Origin of the sequence: Nonomuraea recticatena (assembly GCF_039533245.1) — a bacterium.
In the GTDB taxonomy this organism is placed as follows: domain Bacteria; phylum Actinomycetota; class Actinomycetes; order Streptosporangiales; family Streptosporangiaceae; genus Nonomuraea; species Nonomuraea roseola.
In genome coordinates, this window is the sequence record NZ_BAAATE010000004.1 from 419,349 (window position 1) to 435,271 (window position 15,923).

Sequence of the window (15,923 nt, forward strand, 5' to 3'; positions counted from 1 at the left end):
CAGTCGGGGTTCTGCCCGGAGGGTAAGCAGCCCAGCTGGCCTGGGGAAACACTCCCGGCGCCCCCTCCCGCCCAAGACAGCCCGACGCACGCCCCGGCTCGCGTGCTGCGGCACGCGCTCCCGACGGGTAGCCGTCAGCGGGCGTGGCCGCCCAAGAGGAGTTCCCACAACCGCCCGGCCACCGCGCTGACCGCCCAGTCCGACTCGTGCACGACCACGGCCCCCGCCTCCCGCACAGTGCGGCGAATGAAGCGCAGCCCACCCGCCTGACAGAGCTCGAACACCTCAGGAACGCACTCGCAGGTGTGCCTACGGACACTGATCCTGTTGCATCTTGGCGTCGGCGTGGTCCAATTGATCGCGACGTGTCCCGGCCGAGCCGCGGCGGCATGAGCCCCGTGAAATGCGCCAACCGCCTTCATCTCGTTCTCCGCCACGTCGCCGAATGTCTTCCGCTGCCAGTAGACGATCGGCCAGCGCGGACGTCACGGTGACATCGAGGAACACGTAGGGACACGCGCACTACTCGATGGGACATCTCCGGCGTAGGACGAAGACGTGGCTACGGACCACACCGAGACACGTCGACCTCACATAAGAGCAGCACCTGCTTCCCACCCTGGCCGCCAGCGACATCGTGCGGCTATCGTCCTCAACCATGCCCACTCAGGTCCGCGACGCCTACGACACCCTCGCCGACGCCTACGCCGACTTCGTCCGCGGCAAGCTGGAGGAAGATCCGCTGGATCGAGCGCTCCTCGGTGTCTTCGCCGAACTCGTGGACGGCCCGGTCGTCGAACTCGGCTGCGGCCCCGGCCGCATGGCCGCCCACCTCCACGGCCTGGGCGTCAACGTCTTCGGCATCGACGTGTCACCACGCCTGATCGACATCGCCCGGCACACCCATCCACAGCTGCGCTTCGAGGTCGGCGACATGACCGCGCTCGACCTGCCCGACTCCTCCCTCGGCGGAGTCCTGAGCTGGTACTCGATCATCCACGCCCCACCCGCGCACCTCCCCGGCATGCTCGCCGAGATGCACCGGATCCTGGTCCCCGGCGGACATCTACTCCTGGGCTTCTTCGAAGGCCCGCAGGTCGAACCCTTCGACCATAAGGTCGTGCGTGCCTACCGCTGGCCGGTCGACCGGCTGACCGGCCTCGGCCGCCAAGCGGGCTTCGCCGAGGTGGCCCGGGTGATCCGCCAGTCCGAGGCGGGCGGGCAGCGTACTGGCGGCGCGCTGCTCATGCGCAAGTCCGCCTGACCCCTGGCCGCAGAGATCATCTGCGTGAACAATAGGCGCGTGAAGGCATATGTCGGGGTAACGGATCATGGCTGGTACCGCTTCCTCGCCGCCCGGCCCGCCCTGAACGAGGTCAACTTCTGGCGTCCGTCTGGCAATCGCGAGTTCCGCGTGCTCGCCCACGGCGAGCCGTTCTTCTTCAAGACCCATCACCCGCACAACCAGGTGGTCGGCGGCGGATTCTTCAGCGGGTTTGCCCCGCTGCGGGTGTCGGAGGCGTGGGAGTTCTTCGGCCAGGGCAACGGCTCCGACAGCCTGGCCTTCATGCGCGAACAGCTGAGCAAGTACCGCGCCCAGCCAATCGCGCCCGGCGAGGACCCGGTCATCGGCTGCGTCATCATCCGCGACGTCTGGTTCTTCCCCGACGACCGCCTCGCACCGGCCTTCGCCTCCAACATCGTCCAGGGCAAGAGCTACGACCTGGCCGCCCATGCCGCCGCGCCGTACTTCCACGGCCTCCTGGGCCGGATGGGCATCGGCGCCGGCATTGACCTGTCCGAGCCGTGGCATCGCGACGGCCCGGTCTTCGGCGACCCCCGCCTGGCCCCGCGGCGTCTCGGCCAGCAGGCCTTCCAGGCCGTGGTGCTGCACGCCTACGACCGGCGCTGCGCGATCACCGGTGACAAGATCCGCCCCGTGCTGCAGGCCGCGCACATCCGCCCCCTCACCAGTGGCGGCGAACACCGCCTGGACAACGGACTGTTACTGCGCTCGGACGTGCACACCCTGTACGACCGCGGCTACCTGGCCGTCGATCCCCGGCATCGGCTGCTGGTCAGCCCCCGGCTGCGCGAAGAGTTCGGCAACGGCGAGGAGTTCTACCGCCGGGCAGGAAGCGAGATCGCCGTCCCGCACCGGCCGCAGGACCGGCCAGACCGTCAGGCGTTGGAATGGCACCTGGACGAGGTGTTCCAACGATCCTGATCAGACGTGCTCCAGGTCATAAACGGTCACTGACATGCCATGCCGTACCAGATTGTCGATGATCAAGGGTTCGATCCGGTCCCAGGTGCCGCCCGCGAGACCAGAGCCGATGCGGGGCATGTGCACGCTCGCGCCCAGTTCGGCGGCCTGGACGGCGAGGGCGGCCAGGCAGCGGTCAAGGGCGTCGTAGCGTATGGGCGGGCCCGCGCTGGTGGGACGGATGCCGTGTTGAGCGATCATGTTGGCCACCCACAGACCGGTCTCGACCTGGACTACCTGCACCTCGCCGAGGTCGAAGCCTTCGCGGTGCCAGGCGCGATAGGCGGCCTCGGGCCCGGACCAGCGGCGGGACAGGGCGACAACGAAGCCGCGGCCCCAGCCTCCGATGTCGTTGCAGATATGGCAGATGATCCGCGGGCCGCCGCCGAGTGGGGCGGTCGCGTCGCCGGTCACGTAGGAGAGCACGGGCGAAACCCTAGGCGAGAGGTCCGACAGATCTGTCGGAGCCGCCTGGCAGGATCCTCCCGCTGACACCCTCTGAAGAGGAGACTCTGATGACCGCCGAGGACTACGCATGGTTCGACGATCACGACTCGGGTCTGGCCGAGACGTTCTGCGTCACGTTCGTCCGGGGCCTGACGCCGCAGGAGACGTTCGATCGGTTGGGCGTCGTCCCGGATTCCACGGCCGGCGATAACTTCGACGAGGAGGCGATCTGCGCGAGTGTGGTCGACGGAGGCACCATTCTGGTGGAGTTCAGCGGCTTCGTCGGGACCAGCGATACGGTGAGCGGGCTGCTGTCCCCGGGGACCGTGACGGTGGCGGTGTTCGGCAGCATCAACATGGACCGCAAGTTCGTCTACGCGGCCGACGGTCAGGTGGTGACCGCGTTCGAACCCGACTTCCCCGGCTCCCGCTCAGGCTCAGACCCCGACCGGCTCCTGGCGCGGATGGCTGAGCTCGGCATACCCACCGAGGATGTCGACGCTTACGGTTGGGGTGATCCGATCCATCAGGCGTTCGCACTGGCCGAACGGGTCACCGGGGTACGGCTGACGCCTGAGGCCATCGAGCATCCCGTCCTCATCGGCTCGACCGCCCACCTGGCCTGAGGACACCGTGGAGCGGACACGGCGACTGCGTCGGGCTGAATAGATCATCAGCGACACTCCGTTCGGCGAAGAGTAGCGCTCAGCCGTTGCGGGCCGGGAGGCGAAAGACCTGACGGCCGTGCCAGTCGATATGAGCGGCCTCGATACCTTCCAGACCGGACTGCGGTTCCCGGGCGGGCCGACCGGCCAGGGACAACACCATGTCGCGAGCGGCGGCTGTACGGCCGACGAACCTGGCCGAAACGGTGATCGTCCGGTCGGTGGTCAGGCCGAGCACGCCCTTGTCGAACAACTTGTGGTGGATGCTGCACAGGCACAGCCCGTTGCCCAGGATGTCCGGCCCGTCGAAGGCCCACCAGCGCACATGCGCGGCATCCAGCCCGACCGCGGCACCGTCCAGCCAGCCGTCATAGGCGCAGAACGCGCAGCAGTACTCGTAGGCCATCAGCACCCGCTCACGGAACGCCGGATCCCGTCGTACGGCGGCGCCGCTCGAGGCTGTCGTTGCAGCGGTTTCGAGGGTCTCCAAGTCCAGGCCGACCAGCAGGCAGATTTCGGCGTGGAGGGAGGGCGCGAAGTTGGCGTCCAGGAGGTAGCGGGCAACCCGCGCCAGAAGTTGCGGCTCTTCGGACAAATCGCGCGCCAGATCCGGGTGCAGACGGCCCACGGCCTGACTCTCCCGCAGGCGGCCCAGTTCAGGGCCGGGGCTGCCAGGACCGGTGGTGGTGTCCACCAGCCACAGCCCGTCGCTGGTCAGATGGTGGAAGGGATACCCGGGGCTAGTGTCGCGGGCCGGGCCGTACTCCTTGAGCAGCCGTTTGAGCTCCGCTTCCGCGACGCTAAAAGGGATCGGCCGGTTGCCGTGGCGCTGGAAGGCGCCCAGGGCGTACAGCAGGAGGAGCGGTTTGTGTGGCGCCCGCTCCCCGCCTCGCGTCCAGCGCCGAATTCCGGCGATCCGCTCCATCCAGTCCACGACTCGCAGTGTATGACGATCTTCCCTGTCACCGGCCGCCCGTTGAAGCCTTCGGAGTTCTCCGGCGGCAACGCGACCGTCGCCCGAGTCCTGTCCCAACTGGGCTTCAGCGTCACTACTCCGGACAGTTCCCGAGCGTGACCCTGATCAGGACTTCGTCGGTGTCGCCGCTATAGCGGAGCTCCAGGTTGAAGGCGTCGAACAGCTTGCGCTGAAGCTCCTCGTCCAAGGCGGCCAGGTTCGACGACTTGTTGAGCAGCTCCAGATCGCCACCAAGGCCACCATTCACCGCCCACGCTGCAGCCTCCTCAGCCTTCGTCCTGCGGGTTCGGGCCAGATCCGCGAAGCGCGCCTGGAGCTGCGCGCGGAAATCCCGATCGATCTCCTCATCCCCTGTGGGGATGTGCCCCTCGACCTGAACCAGGACATTGTCCAGCCGGCGCTCCAGATCGAGGAGTTCCTTCCTCAACCGCTCTGGGACGACGTTGTCTGGCACGAACTTCCTCACCCGCTGCGCGCTGAAGATATGTTCCGCGAAGAACTTGTGGACAAGATCGAGCAGGTCGTCCTCTCGTATCCACAGGCTCCGGGGGTGGCGGGCGTGCCAGTCACCCCGATCCTTCTGGGACCGCATATCCGGCTCGCAGGCGTAGTAGGGGATCCCCATGCGGCTCTTGCCGTACATCCGCCGCTCACAGAAATCGCAGAAGATGTAGGAGCGGAGCACGTAAACGCGGGCAGCCTGTGGATGGTTGCTGATACCCGCCGTCGATCGCGAGCCCCGACGGCTTCGGCTGGTCGATGTCACCGCCTGGAACACCTCCTCGGTGACCAGCGGCTCGTGAGTCGGCCGGGGCGACCAGATCCACTCGCTGGGCGGATTGTTCTTGCCGCCCTGCTTCGTGGCCCGGCGGTTCCAGACCATGTAGCCGGTGTACTTGGGATTCTTCAGGATCTCCCGTACAGCTGAGCCACTCCATCGGCCCAGTGCCCGCCGCGGATCTGCTGGCGTGGGCGGCGGGTGTTTCCCCGATTCCAGATTCAGCCGGTCGGCAATGGCGTCGTATCCCAGCCTCTGAACGGCACGGAGCATGAAGATGTGCGTCACCGTCGGCCCCTCGACCGGGTGAGGCACCAGACGGCTCTTGCTCCGCCCTTCGGCTAGTTTGGCGGCGACCGGATGCGGGACCTTCTTGGCGCGGTAGCCGTAGCAGGGTTTGCCGACGTTCCAGCCCTGCTCGGTGTGCTCGCAGAAGGCGTCCCAGGACAGCTCCAGCATCTGCAGGACGTACCACTCTGCGACGGCCTGCTTGACCCGGCGCGTGAGCACCGGGGTCGCCAGTTTCCGCGCTCGTCCGCCGCGAGGCGGGGTGAGTTGGGGCATGGGCTCATCAGCGGCCAGGAGCATCACCCCGGCCTGTTCCAGCTCGTACTCGATCTTGGTGCCGAAGTAGGTCCGCCGGGCGACCCGTTCCACGGACTCGCAGATGACGGCGGCGAATCGGCGGTCGGGACGCTCCGCCTCTGCCAGCAGATCCTGGATGCCGCCGTCTCTGGCGATGGGGATGTCGAGTAGTTCGTGTGCCTGTCCACGCCCCCGCGCGTCGAGGTCCATCCGGCCCGACTCGACGTCGTAGAAATGGGCGACGATCAGGCATTCGCCGGGGAGGGCGTTACGGGCGGCCGTGAGCTGACGGGGAAGGGAGAGAGTCGGGTCCTGACGGTCGTCCGTTGAGGTACGACCCAACCAGGCCACGGCGAGCGGAACCCCGCTGGAAGCCGTGACATCGGTGTCGTTCCAGGGGAAGTTCATGGGCGCTGCCGCTTGGACACGGACGCAAGGATCTCCGCGACCACCTCGGCTTGATGCACTTCGAGCACCTCACCCTGAAGGCCGTCGACGGTAATGATCTCGATCTGAACCCTGAGTGCACGCCTGCGAGTCGGCTTCCGGTGGTCATGCGGTTGCTCAGCCACTCGTTCGTCCCCGCTCGGGCTTCTTCGACCGAGCCCTCAGCCCCAGTGCTGCCGCGAGAACTTCGGCGGTAGCAGGCAGCGGCTCGGCTTGGAGCGTACGCAGGTGGGCTGTCAGAAGCTGGCCGGTATGCCTGGCCCGATCCCGGAGCCCGAGACTCAGCTGGAGCCGCATCATCCGGCACCAGATCTCCTCCGTGTCCGGATCGAGGCGGCGGGCCTGGTCAAGCAGCTCTACTTTCCGCTCGGGGTCGTCAACCAGCTCCGCCAGCTGGGTGAGGACATCCACCTGAGCAAGGGTCAGCGGATACTGCTCCTCCAGGATCCATTCCTCGGTGAGGCCGCTGCCAAGCTCCCCGCCACACAGCTCGGCAGCACGTTCGAGAGCTCGGATTCGCGCCGGAACGTCCGGAGCGGTCCGGGCATCCCGTACGGCCTGCTGGAACTCCCACAGGTCGTAGCCCACCTTGCCGGAGTCGACGCGATACGTCTCGTTGTCCATGGCCAGTACGAAGCCGTTCTGGCCGCTGGCGGATTCCAGCACCCCACGCAGGTGTCGAAGGAGACTGTGGAACTCGTGCCCAGGAGGCTTCCCGGACCACAGGGCCTCGCAGATCGCCTCCTTGGCGGCACCCTGCGGATGAAGGGCGAGGTAGAGCAGCAGTGAGAGCTTGAGCCCACGAACTCGCAGCGGACGGTCGTGGCCCTTCACCCAGACCGCGGGCCGTCCAAGGACCCGCACCCAGACCGGAGTCGAGTGCGTCCACTCGCCCGAGGCGACTTCCGAGTGGGTCGCTGGCTCCTCCTCTTGGGCGTCGCCAAGGTTGCGAAGCGCATCGGCCAGGTCGCCGGAGGACAGACGGATGAGGCTGGCTCCTATGAAGGACTTGATGCCATCGCCGGGCACCGCGGCGACCCGGTGATCGGCTTCCACCCGGTAGGCCGCCCCGGCGGGCCACTCGCCCAGGACAAGGGCGCCCAGCCCGCATCGTGCCTCCAGCAGGACAGGCAGCCGGGACGTCACGTCGTCCCCCGGCGTAAGAACGAGGACCACGGCGGGCAGTACCTCACCAGGGTCAGAGCGTCGAAGCTCCGCAACATGCTCTGCGTCGCGCTCAGCGAGAACGCGCCGCCGGGTGAACCGGATCTCCTCGAACCGATCCAGCGCAGCGACCGGAGAGCCCAGGATCGTCAGCCCCGGTACGGCATGCGTCATACCAATCCGGGTCGCGTCCGCCGTACAGGTGACGACCTCCACGCGGAGGTTGCCAGCCTGATGAAGTAGATCCAGAAGCACTGCCCGGACCACGTCATCGGCCCCGGGCCCGGTCAGGCCCAGCGCGAGACCGGAGAGAGGTAGGCGCAGCGGTGAGCCGTCCGCCGAGGCGCCGATGACCACGGTGTCAGGTACCTCGATCGCGGAGGTCATGCGGATCAGGTCCAGGTCGGAGGGAGGTGTCTCGTCCCGTTCATGGAACGACTCTCGAAAGGCCCGGCGAGCAGCCTCAATGACCGGTGGCGTCTCAGGCCCGGGAGTGATCGTGATGTCCTCTGTGGCTGCGGGTGGCACCCTGCGCCGTCGACGATGGAACCGTGCGAGAGCGTGCGCAGCGCACATCCCGGCGATCGCCGACATCGCGACCACCCCGCCGGACGGCACATCGATGGTGACGAGCACCGTAGCCGAAGGCGCCGCTGGCTGTGCCCGTTCAGCCGTGGGCTTGGGCGGCTCGGCCACCACGGCCGGCGTGGGCGGGCTTTTGCGGAGTACGGCGGGTAGCCGGAGCCGCCAGCCCGGCTGGATGAGGTCAGGGTCGGTGAACTGTTGCCCGTCGACCTGCCTGTGGTGCGCGTTCAGTTGCCACAGCTTCCGCCATTTGGTCCCGCTGCCAAGCCGCTTCCCGGCGATCTTCCACAGGCTCTCCCCAGGCCTGACGACGTGAACCCGTTCGCGAGGTTCGTCAGCCACAGGTAGAACAGCCCGCGCATGTGCTGCCTGCTCGACCACCACGGGTGGGATCGGGACGCTCGCCGCGCGCAGATCGATCGGCAGGACGGCTATCGCCATCGACCCCAGCAAACCCGCCGCCATGCTCTGCAACGGCCCCAGGAGCGGAACGTGGATCTCGATTCCACGCGCCAACCCGGCGATCTCGACGGCGAGGGCTACGGAGAACGCCGCCCACAGCAGCCACAGCGGTACGGCAAGCACCCCGAGTAGCAGCTCGTCCGAGATCGGGTTCACCAGCAGCCGCTCGATCTCGGCCCACGAAGGCACCTTCGAAGGCAATGGAATCCACGCGAACCGGACGAGCATGTACGGCACGCCGCCCTCGATCGCGACGAGCACCGCGCCGGCACCCAGGACCCGCAGCCCGCGGCCGAGCATCATCAGCGCTCTCACCGGATCACCTCCGTCACCCCACGCTGCGCCTCGGCCGTCGCCCGGCCGGACACCGCGATCGATCCCAGCCCCGCCAGCCCGAGGATCTGCGTTCGCTGCACCGCCCGCACCACCACCGTCACCCGGTCACCCGAGACCGAGACGCTCGCCGTGTCCGGCGTGGCCGCGATGTACGCCAGCGCGGCGGCCCGTGCCCTCCCAGCGTCCAGCCGCACCGAGGCATCGCGCCGGTAGACCGCGAGATCAAGCTGCTGCGCCCCTGCCCGAGCAGCCTCCTGCGCCTCGTTCAACGCCCGAACCCTCGCCCCCAGCGCCAGCCCGCCGTCTACCACCAGCCCGGCCAATAGGAACAACGCCCCGACGATGGCCACCACGAACCCGGTCACCGCGAAGACCTCCAGTAATCGATCGGGACCACGAAAGAGGCGGTCAGCGCCGTACTCCCCGGAATCCGTACCAGCGCGACGTCGGAGAGCTTCACCCGGCACGTGACCGTCGCCGTCACGCTCCCGCCAGGCCGGAACGAGCCAAGCCCAACGTTGACCTGCCGGCTCGCGCACGTCACTCGCTCACCCGCCAGCGCCGCGTCGGCAGCCGCCCGCGCCGCCGCACCGGCCGCACCAGGCGTTCGCTCGATCGACGCAGCCCGTGCCGCCTGGTGCGCGGCGTTGTTGACCTGCAGCCGCGCGCTCACCAACCGCCCGGCCGCCACCGCGAACAAGGCCAGCACGAACAGCAACAGCGTCAGAAGGATCAATTCAGCCGTCGCCGATCCCCGCTCGCGCGCCATCTCAGAGTCAGCCCTCACGGGTCACCTCGGAACCGCTCCACCGGTCCGGCCGCCACCGCGTGCACCGGCAATTCCAGGAAGGGCACCACGACCGGTGCCACCCCGAAGATCTCCACGCGGGCGGCGTCAGCCGTACGGGACGCCGACACCGACGGCGACCGCAGCACCGACCGGCCCAGTTGCGACAGCAGCGTGGACGCCTTGGCCTGGCCGACCCCCGCGCTTCCCCCGTCCGCGCGCGCCACCGCCAGCCCTTCTGCCGCCGCCGTCTCCGCGACGTGCACCGCGTGCTGCCACATCGCGAACTGCACGACCAGCAGGATCAGCACCATGACGAACGGGAAGGTGACCACCACCTGCGCGGTGGCCGCACCCCGATCGCTTACCCGAGGTCGAGCGAGTTCGCCTTCGCGATGAGCTTGCTCATCAGGATCGCACCCACCGCGATGGCTATCGTGACCAGGATCGCCACCATGACCACGGTCTCCGTGGAGTAGCCCGCGTCCGGGCGCTTCTTGGCCGCCTGTCTTGCCCGCTCGAGGTGAGCATCGAACCGAGCCATTAGCGGGAGCAACATGTCGTGCCTCCATCTGATCTAGAACCCCGTGAGCACGGCCGCGATGGCCGGGTAGCCGACAAAGAGCAGGAACCCGACGAAGAGCCCGACGGTCATCACGCTCATCCGCTCGGTCGAAGCCCGTGCGGCCGTCTCGATCTCGGCCAGCTGGTGCGCGCGCAGCGACGTCGCCTTGGCCACCAGCGAGGCCCGCACCCGGGCGCCCTCGGTCCCTGCCAGCGCCACGGAGGCGGCCAGCTCGCGCAGCTCGCCGATGCCGTATTCCTCGCCCATCTGACCAAGCGCCGACCATGGTGTGCGGCGAGCGGAGGTGGCAGCCAGCAGGGTGGCGCGCAGCCGCACAAAGGCCCAACCGCTTCCACCGGCGGCGGCATCGGTCAGCGCGCCGTCCACGCCACGACCTCCGGCGAGCGAGACTACGACCAGGTCCAGGAAGGCCGACAACGTGTGCCGGAATTCGGCCCTGCGCTTCGCGGCCTCAGCGCGGATCGCGGTGTCGGGCATGAAGAAGCCGGCGACGCCAAGCAGGAGCATGCACCACACCGGAATCTGCCAGGGTAGCCACAGGTCGCCGAGCGCCAGCAGCCCGTAGAAGCCGGGTCCCAGCAAGGAGAAGACGAGCGCGGCGCCGAGCTTCTCCCCGAAGTACCGCTCCACGCTCTTGTCACACACTGCCAGGTCGCGCCGCATGGCCTCGCTGACAGGAGTACGTACGGCAAGCCGCCGGCCGAGCCGCGCGACGGCATCGGGATCCGCTGGAGCCTTGGCCGGATCGCCATGGCGTAGCCGTACGAGCTCCTGCGCCAGTGAGGGGCGCGCCGGCCACAGCCCGAACGCCACCAGCACCAGGCCAAGGCCGATCCCGGCCCCGAGCAGAAGTGACAGCGCCATGTCAGTCCTCCAGATTCGTGAGGACGCGTGGCGGCTCGCCGATCCGGCCGAGCCGCTGGATCAGCATGAACGAGGCGCCGAAGACCAGCCCGACCAGAAGCAAGACGACCTGACCGATGGCAGTGCCGTACGGAGCCAGGAAGTCGCGGTTGAACAGCATCAGCCCGCCCGCCATGAGCACGGTCACAGCCATGATGGTCCGCATCGACGAGCGGGTCTGGGCGCGGGCAGCCGCGACCCGCAGCCGCATCACCGCGTGCGCCCGCGAGGCCTCTGCGAGCCGTCCGAGCAGGTCGCCGAGCTGTCCGGCCTGCCGTTTGGCGGCCAGGATGAGCGCGCCACAGACCAGGTCGCCGGTGGGGTCGGCCAGGTCGTCGGCGAGGAGCTTCAGCGCGTACGGCAGGCGTTCTCCCCGGTCGAGGCGCGCGGACAGTTCCATGACCTCGGCGCGGATCGGCTCGGGCGCGATCGCCGCGGTGCTGCCGACCGCCTGGTGGAGTCCTGCGGAGGCGGCCAGGGTGTCGCGGAGCATCTCCGCCCAGACCGCGACCGCTTCGATCCTGGCCACCTGGCGGGCGTGCTCGCGATCAGGCCCGAGCGCCTTGGGGAGGAACCAGGCGGCCAGCCCGGCGAGCGCGGCGCCGACTGGCCAGCGAGTGACCGCCCCCACGAGTACGGTGATGCCGATCGTTGCGGCCAGCCGTACCAGGATCCGGGGGTTGAGTGGACGTCGAGGCTCGACGGCGCGGCGCTTCCAGCCCGAAGCGAGGACGATAAGCCCCAGACCGGCTCCAGCGCCGAGCAGGGCAGAGAGCAGGGCGTACTCGGTCACGACGCCAGCCACCCTGCTACATCCAGCCCGGCGGCCTCGAACTCGTCGAGGGTCTCGGTTCGCAGCGGGTGGTTTCGTACGGCGCGGCGGTCCGGGCCTGGGGCGTAGATCTCGTTGGAGGTGACGTTGATGCCGTCGCAGCCGACGATCTCGCGGACACTGGAGACGACGCGGGTTCCCTCGCGGGTGAGCGTCAGGTAGACCACGAAGTGCAGCGCCTCGGCGACGAGCATCGCCGCAGCCTCGGCGGACAGCCGTTCCGGGGCCTGCATGGCGAAGGATGACAGCCGTTTGAACGCGCCCTCGCTGGAACTGGCGTGGACTGTACTGAGGGAGCCGTCGTTGCCCTGGGTCATCGCGTTGAGCATCGGGATCACCTCGTCGCCCTTGACCTCCCCGACGATCACACGGCTCGGCGACATGCCGAGCGCGATGCGGACCAGCTCGGGCAGCGTGACCGCGCCCTGGCCCTCGATGTTCGCCTTGCGCGCCTGGAAGGCCAGGACGTCGCAATGCGCCTCCCGATCGCGGTCGAGCCCCAGCTCGAACTGGTGCTCCACGGTGATGATCCGCTCATCGCGCGGAAGCACCGAGGCGAGCGCGCGGACCAGAGTCGTCTTGCCGCCGCCTGTCGCTCCGACGACCACGATGTTCTTGCGTGCCAGGACCGCGGCGGTGAGGAACCTCTGCAGCCAGCGGTCGAACGTGCCGGTCCTGGACAGGTCGCCCATGGTGGCGTCCGGGTAGCGGTGCCTGCGGATGGAGACCGCGGTCTGCCGGGAGATCGCCATCGTGGCCACCAGCCGGGCGCCGTCGGGGAGCTCCATCTCCAGCATCGGCGAGCCGGGGTCGAACCTGCGCTCCCCTACGCCGAGCAGAGCGGCCACCGTACGGATCGTCTCTGCCAGGTCCTCGTCCGACTCCGCGACCGGGCCGACCTGTTTGGAGGTGCCGTCGGCGTAGGTGACGTGAACGTCGTCGAAGGCGTTGGCGTTGATGTTCTCGATCTTCGGGTTGTCCAGGTACTGCTGGAATCCGGCCAGCCCGAACAGCCGGTTGTCGACTTCCTTGGCGATCTTCGCCTCGCTGGCCGGGTCGAGCGGCGGGCGTCCGGCGTCGATGGTCTGCCTGATGTGCGCGTCCAGCGCTTCCGTGGTGAGCCGCCTGCCGTACTCCCTCCGCTCCTTCGGGGACATCGGCGGGCGCCCGGCCTCCTCGTCGGCCCGGCTGCGCGCAGCGATCCGATCGGCGACCTGGTTGCGTACCTGCTTGATCAGGTCGTTCACGGCACCGGCTCCAACTGGGCGGACACGGCCAGGGTGGCCGCAAGCTGTCGTGCGGCGCGCACCAGGCGAGTACGGCGTCGCCGCCCTTCGAGGAACGCTTGGGCGGCAGGGTCGTGGCGCAGGTGCACGCGGATCTTCAGATCGAGCGCGTCGGTGACCTCCTTCGGCGGGTACGGCCCGCGACCCACGAGGACCAGTTCCGCGTTCGGCGGCAGCCCGTCGAGGTGGGCGAGATCGGTCAGCTTGGGCCGGGTGAGAACCAGCAGCCGGTCCATCGATCCGGCAAGCTCCACGGATGCTCCGGTCAGCCGCCCGAGATCGGCGATCAGTGTCGTCTCCCGCAGGAGCTTGGGGAACACCTCAGGCAACACTCCGGCCAGAGCGCTGATCGCGGCGTGAGCCTGTGCCGGCCGTGACGGAGCCGGAATGACCTTGAGGCCGCTCGGCAACATCTGGGCATGCCGGGTCAGCACCTCCACGTCGCGCTCGCGCCTGATCTCCGTGGCGAGCGAGGCGATGCCAGGATCTGGTTGCAGCCCGCGGTGTCCGGCGAGATCCCCTCCAGAAGCGTCGAGTTCGGCGAGCACCACGTTCCCCGGCCACGTGGAGGCCAGCGCGAGCGCGAAGGCCGTCACTCCTGGGGCCCCTTTGACCGAGGCGATGCCGATCACGGTCATGGCATCTCCGGAGAGATCTGCATCAGACTCACCAGTCCCTGCGCTGCCGGAATCGAGACGGCCTGCGCGTCGGGCTGCGGCAGCAGGACGGTCACCACCGCAGGGTTTTGCGGCTGCTCCGGCCGGTCCACCTTGGTGACGACCCCGACCACCGGTTTCGTCTTCGTCGCTGCCCCGACCTCAGGGATGGGCGTCACCGAGACCCGATCACCGGGGGCGAGGTCCGGCGGGTACTGGCCAGGTTTGACCGCGACGCCGATCACCGCGAGCCCCGGCGGCGGAAAAGCCGGAGCGCCGACAGCGTTCGCGGTGAGTAGCGTGCCGGCGAGCAGGGGGACCTTCGTGTGGCGGCCGACGATCGACTTCGCCTTGCCAGGCGGGACGAGGTCCGCGTCCATCGAACCCTTGACCACGCGCAGGTCAGCCGCGGTGAGGACGTGCCCGGCCTGCAGGTCCGTCTGCACGGCGAGCGCCCCGTGCTCCTCAGCGCCCATGCGCAGCGTCACGGCGGCCGAGGCGAACGCGCAGCCCAGGACTATGAGCGCGCCGAACAACATCCTTCCCACGCTCCGGCGACGTTTCGGCGCGGTGGCCTTGGGACGCGCCACTGTGGCGACCAAGGTTGGCTCCCCCATTCAGGTGGTGACGATGGCCTGGCTCTCGGCGACCCGGAAACCGGCGGCTGCGGTGGTGACGAGCGGCGGGAAGACACCGCTCTGCCCGGCGGCGCTCCAGGTCACGGCCCACGTGATGGTGGCGACGACCCGGTACTTCTCGCTGGACCTCAGGTAGGTATGGCCGCAGGTCGGCGACTCCTCGCGCGGATCGTCGCGGCCTTCCCTGTAGAGGGTGCCCGGGCCGGAACAGGTCCGGGTGGTGCCGTCGCCCATGCTCCAGGTGACCGTGGTCGGCGTCGCCGTGGCTGTCGCGGTGATACCGCCCGCGGATGCGCTCGACGTGTACGGATGCCAGATGCTCGAGTCGACGGCGAGCCAGACGGGCAGGCGGACGAGCTGTGGATCGGACGGCTTCGGCGACGAGGCGATTGCGGGCGAGGGAAGCGTGAAGCGGTCCCTGGCCATCAGGGCGACCATGATGGGTGTGATCGCCGGGGCGTCGTCGCCAGGTTCGCCTTCGAGCGCGCCACCGTCGCGGACCAGCAACGGTGCCTGTCCTGGGCAGGTGATCAGCACCCATCGACCGCTCGCAGGTGCTCCGGCCGGAGCCTGCGCTGGGGCGGTCGTGCAGCTCGGACGCTGGATGACGCCCGTGCCTCCGGTACGGCTCCCGCTCCCGCCCACATCCGGGGTAGCGCGGTTGACGCCCCACCAGCGGCGGGCCTCGGTGGCGCAGCCGGGACTGCCGAAGCTGCCGCACTCAGCGATGCCGGTGCCTCCTCCGTCACCGTCTGCCGGGACTCCGGCGACAAGCGCGCAGGCAAGCAGGATTTGGGTCAGCACGTCCCCGCCTCCTTGAGGGTGTAGGAGGTGACGTACCAAGAGCCGTCGCGGAGCTTCAACGTCGCCGTGGCCAGGTGGCGCCCTGCACCAGCCGCGTCCTTCGCGCGCTTCCCGTCTTTGGCGTAAACGAGGAAGCCTGTGTCATCGACGCAGTCTGCGATCGCGGCCTTTTCGCGCTCGAGTTTGGTGATCTCGGGGCGGAGGAGCCGGGGCTCGCCCTTGACGATCTGCCCCTTCTTACTGGCCAGGAAGAGCCCGTAGCGGAGCTTCGCCTCGGCATCGCCTGTGGCGTGATCGGCAAGGTCGGGATCGTTCCAGTCCGCAGTCCGAGCGGCATCGGCAAAGTCCCGCCACATTCCGCGGTAGGCCGTGATAAGGGCGTCCTTGACGGATGCCGACGGGTCGACGGACGCGGTGAAGGATGGCCGCGTTTCAGCAGCAGGCTCGCTCTCGGCGGGTTGGCAGGCCGCGAGAGCGGCCAGCACGATCAGCCCCGCCAAGTGACGTCCATGTTGGGCGCACCGTCGCCGCATGACTCGTCCTCGCAGTTTCGAGAGGTTGGTAACCGCGTGGACTGGCAACGGTAATGCGACAGTGAACGGAAATCCAGTAACGCAATGGAATCATTGCAGGTCAAGGGCTTGATCGCGTTATCGTTTATTCACATATGTAATGACAAATCATCCGGAATCGACAGCTGTGCGGATCAGGTCCTCCTAC

General features: G+C 68.5%; 19 protein-coding genes and 1 pseudogene. 4 read left to right on the forward strand and 16 right to left on the reverse strand.

Translation table 11 applies throughout. The features are described from left to right. Positions 1-134: 134 nt before the first annotated feature. Positions 135-284: a hypothetical protein gene (locus tag ABFX50_RS10950; RefSeq protein ID WP_346145534.1), complete on the reverse strand. Its 150-nt coding sequence runs from the start codon at positions 282-284 to the stop codon at positions 135-137. A 374-nt stretch (positions 285-658) separates the two neighbouring features. Between ABFX50_RS10950 and ABFX50_RS10955 the strand changes: the two genes are divergently transcribed. After that, positions 659-1,264: a class I SAM-dependent methyltransferase gene (locus tag ABFX50_RS10955; protein WP_346145536.1), complete on the forward strand. Its 606-nt coding sequence runs from the start codon at positions 659-661 to the stop codon at positions 1,262-1,264. Positions 1,265-1,303: 39 nt separating this feature from the next. Further along, positions 1,304-2,227 (forward strand): HNH endonuclease, encoded by a 924-nt coding sequence (locus ABFX50_RS10960; RefSeq protein WP_346145538.1) that lies wholly within the window; start codon positions 1,304-1,306, stop codon positions 2,225-2,227. Here ABFX50_RS10960 and ABFX50_RS10965 read toward each other — a convergent pair whose 3' ends face one another. Beyond that, positions 2,228-2,692 (reverse strand): macro domain-containing protein, encoded by a 465-nt coding sequence (locus ABFX50_RS10965; RefSeq protein WP_346145539.1) that lies wholly within the window; start codon positions 2,690-2,692, stop codon positions 2,228-2,230. It abuts the gene before it with no gap. An 89-nt stretch (positions 2,693-2,781) separates the two neighbouring features. Here ABFX50_RS10965 and ABFX50_RS10970 point away from each other — a divergent pair, with 89 nt between their 5' ends. Further along, entirely contained in the window at positions 2,782-3,339 is a 558-nt protein-coding gene (locus ABFX50_RS10970) for a DUF6461 domain-containing protein (protein WP_346145541.1), read from the forward strand. Positions 3,340-3,418: 79 nt separating this feature from the next. On the opposite strand, the gene ABFX50_RS10975 is transcribed toward ABFX50_RS10970, so the two are convergent. Then, positions 3,419-4,312, reverse strand: coding sequence for a phosphorothioated DNA-binding restriction endonuclease (locus ABFX50_RS10975; protein ID WP_346145543.1), 894 nt, complete (start codon positions 4,310-4,312; stop codon positions 3,419-3,421). Positions 4,313-4,324: 12 nt separating this feature from the next. Between ABFX50_RS10975 and ABFX50_RS51815 the strand changes: the two genes are divergently transcribed. Then, positions 4,325-4,453, forward strand: a complete 129-nt coding sequence (locus ABFX50_RS51815) for a ScoMcrA-related endonuclease (RefSeq protein ID WP_487047380.1) — start codon at positions 4,325-4,327, stop codon at positions 4,451-4,453. Here the strand turns inward: ABFX50_RS51815 and ABFX50_RS10980 are convergent. The 13 genes and pseudogenes from ABFX50_RS10980 to ABFX50_RS11040 form a co-directional block, all read right to left on the reverse strand. Further along, positions 4,428-6,125 (reverse strand): recombinase family protein, encoded by a 1,698-nt coding sequence (locus tag ABFX50_RS10980; RefSeq protein ID WP_346145545.1) that lies wholly within the window; start codon positions 6,123-6,125, stop codon positions 4,428-4,430. The two genes, ABFX50_RS51815 and ABFX50_RS10980, sit on opposite strands and share 26 nt — an antisense overlap. A 156-nt stretch (positions 6,126-6,281) precedes the next feature. After that, entirely contained in the window at positions 6,282-8,690 is a 2,409-nt protein-coding gene (locus ABFX50_RS10985; RefSeq protein ID WP_346145547.1) for an AfsR/SARP family transcriptional regulator, read from the reverse strand. Then, positions 8,687-9,076, reverse strand: coding sequence for a pilus assembly protein TadG-related protein (locus tag ABFX50_RS10990; protein WP_346145549.1), 390 nt, complete (start codon positions 9,074-9,076; stop codon positions 8,687-8,689). The genes ABFX50_RS10985 and ABFX50_RS10990 overlap by 4 nt, the downstream gene beginning before the upstream one ends. Then, entirely contained in the window at positions 9,073-9,480 is a 408-nt protein-coding gene (locus ABFX50_RS10995; protein WP_346145551.1) for a TadE/TadG family type IV pilus assembly protein, read from the reverse strand. Before ABFX50_RS10995 ends, ABFX50_RS10990 begins: the two co-directional genes overlap by 4 nt. 14 nt (positions 9,481-9,494) lie before the next feature. Continuing rightward, positions 9,495-9,842: pseudogene (locus ABFX50_RS11000) on the reverse strand (TadE/TadG family type IV pilus assembly protein); the annotation flags it as partial. Positions 9,843-9,862: 20 nt separating this feature from the next. Further along, positions 9,863-10,057, reverse strand: coding sequence for a hypothetical protein (locus tag ABFX50_RS11005; protein ID WP_346145706.1), 195 nt, complete (start codon positions 10,055-10,057; stop codon positions 9,863-9,865). Positions 10,058-10,075: 18 nt separating this feature from the next. Next, the gene (locus tag ABFX50_RS11010) at positions 10,076-10,948 is read right to left on the reverse strand and encodes a type II secretion system F family protein (protein WP_346145553.1); all 873 of its coding nucleotides are present in this window, start codon (positions 10,946-10,948) and stop codon (positions 10,076-10,078) included. A 1-nt stretch (position 10,949) separates the two neighbouring features. Then, positions 10,950-11,780: a type II secretion system F family protein gene (locus ABFX50_RS11015; RefSeq protein WP_346145555.1), complete on the reverse strand. Its 831-nt coding sequence runs from the start codon at positions 11,778-11,780 to the stop codon at positions 10,950-10,952. Then, positions 11,777-13,066, reverse strand: a complete 1,290-nt coding sequence (locus ABFX50_RS11020; RefSeq protein WP_346145557.1) for a TadA family conjugal transfer-associated ATPase — start codon at positions 13,064-13,066, stop codon at positions 11,777-11,779. Before ABFX50_RS11020 ends, ABFX50_RS11015 begins: the two co-directional genes overlap by 4 nt. Next, the gene (locus tag ABFX50_RS11025; RefSeq protein ID WP_346145559.1) at positions 13,063-13,743 is read right to left on the reverse strand and encodes a CpaE/TadZ family protein; all 681 of its coding nucleotides are present in this window, start codon (positions 13,741-13,743) and stop codon (positions 13,063-13,065) included. Before ABFX50_RS11025 ends, ABFX50_RS11020 begins: the two co-directional genes overlap by 4 nt. Beyond that, the gene (locus ABFX50_RS11030) at positions 13,740-14,300 is read right to left on the reverse strand and encodes an SAF domain-containing protein (RefSeq protein WP_346145561.1); all 561 of its coding nucleotides are present in this window, start codon (positions 14,298-14,300) and stop codon (positions 13,740-13,742) included. Before ABFX50_RS11030 ends, ABFX50_RS11025 begins: the two co-directional genes overlap by 4 nt. A 78-nt stretch (positions 14,301-14,378) precedes the next feature. Next, positions 14,379-15,203: a hypothetical protein gene (locus tag ABFX50_RS11035; protein WP_346145563.1), complete on the reverse strand. Its 825-nt coding sequence runs from the start codon at positions 15,201-15,203 to the stop codon at positions 14,379-14,381. Continuing rightward, the gene (locus ABFX50_RS11040) at positions 15,197-15,703 is read right to left on the reverse strand and encodes a hypothetical protein (protein WP_346145565.1); all 507 of its coding nucleotides are present in this window, start codon (positions 15,701-15,703) and stop codon (positions 15,197-15,199) included. The genes ABFX50_RS11035 and ABFX50_RS11040 overlap by 7 nt, the downstream gene beginning before the upstream one ends. Positions 15,704-15,923 lie beyond the last annotated feature (220 nt).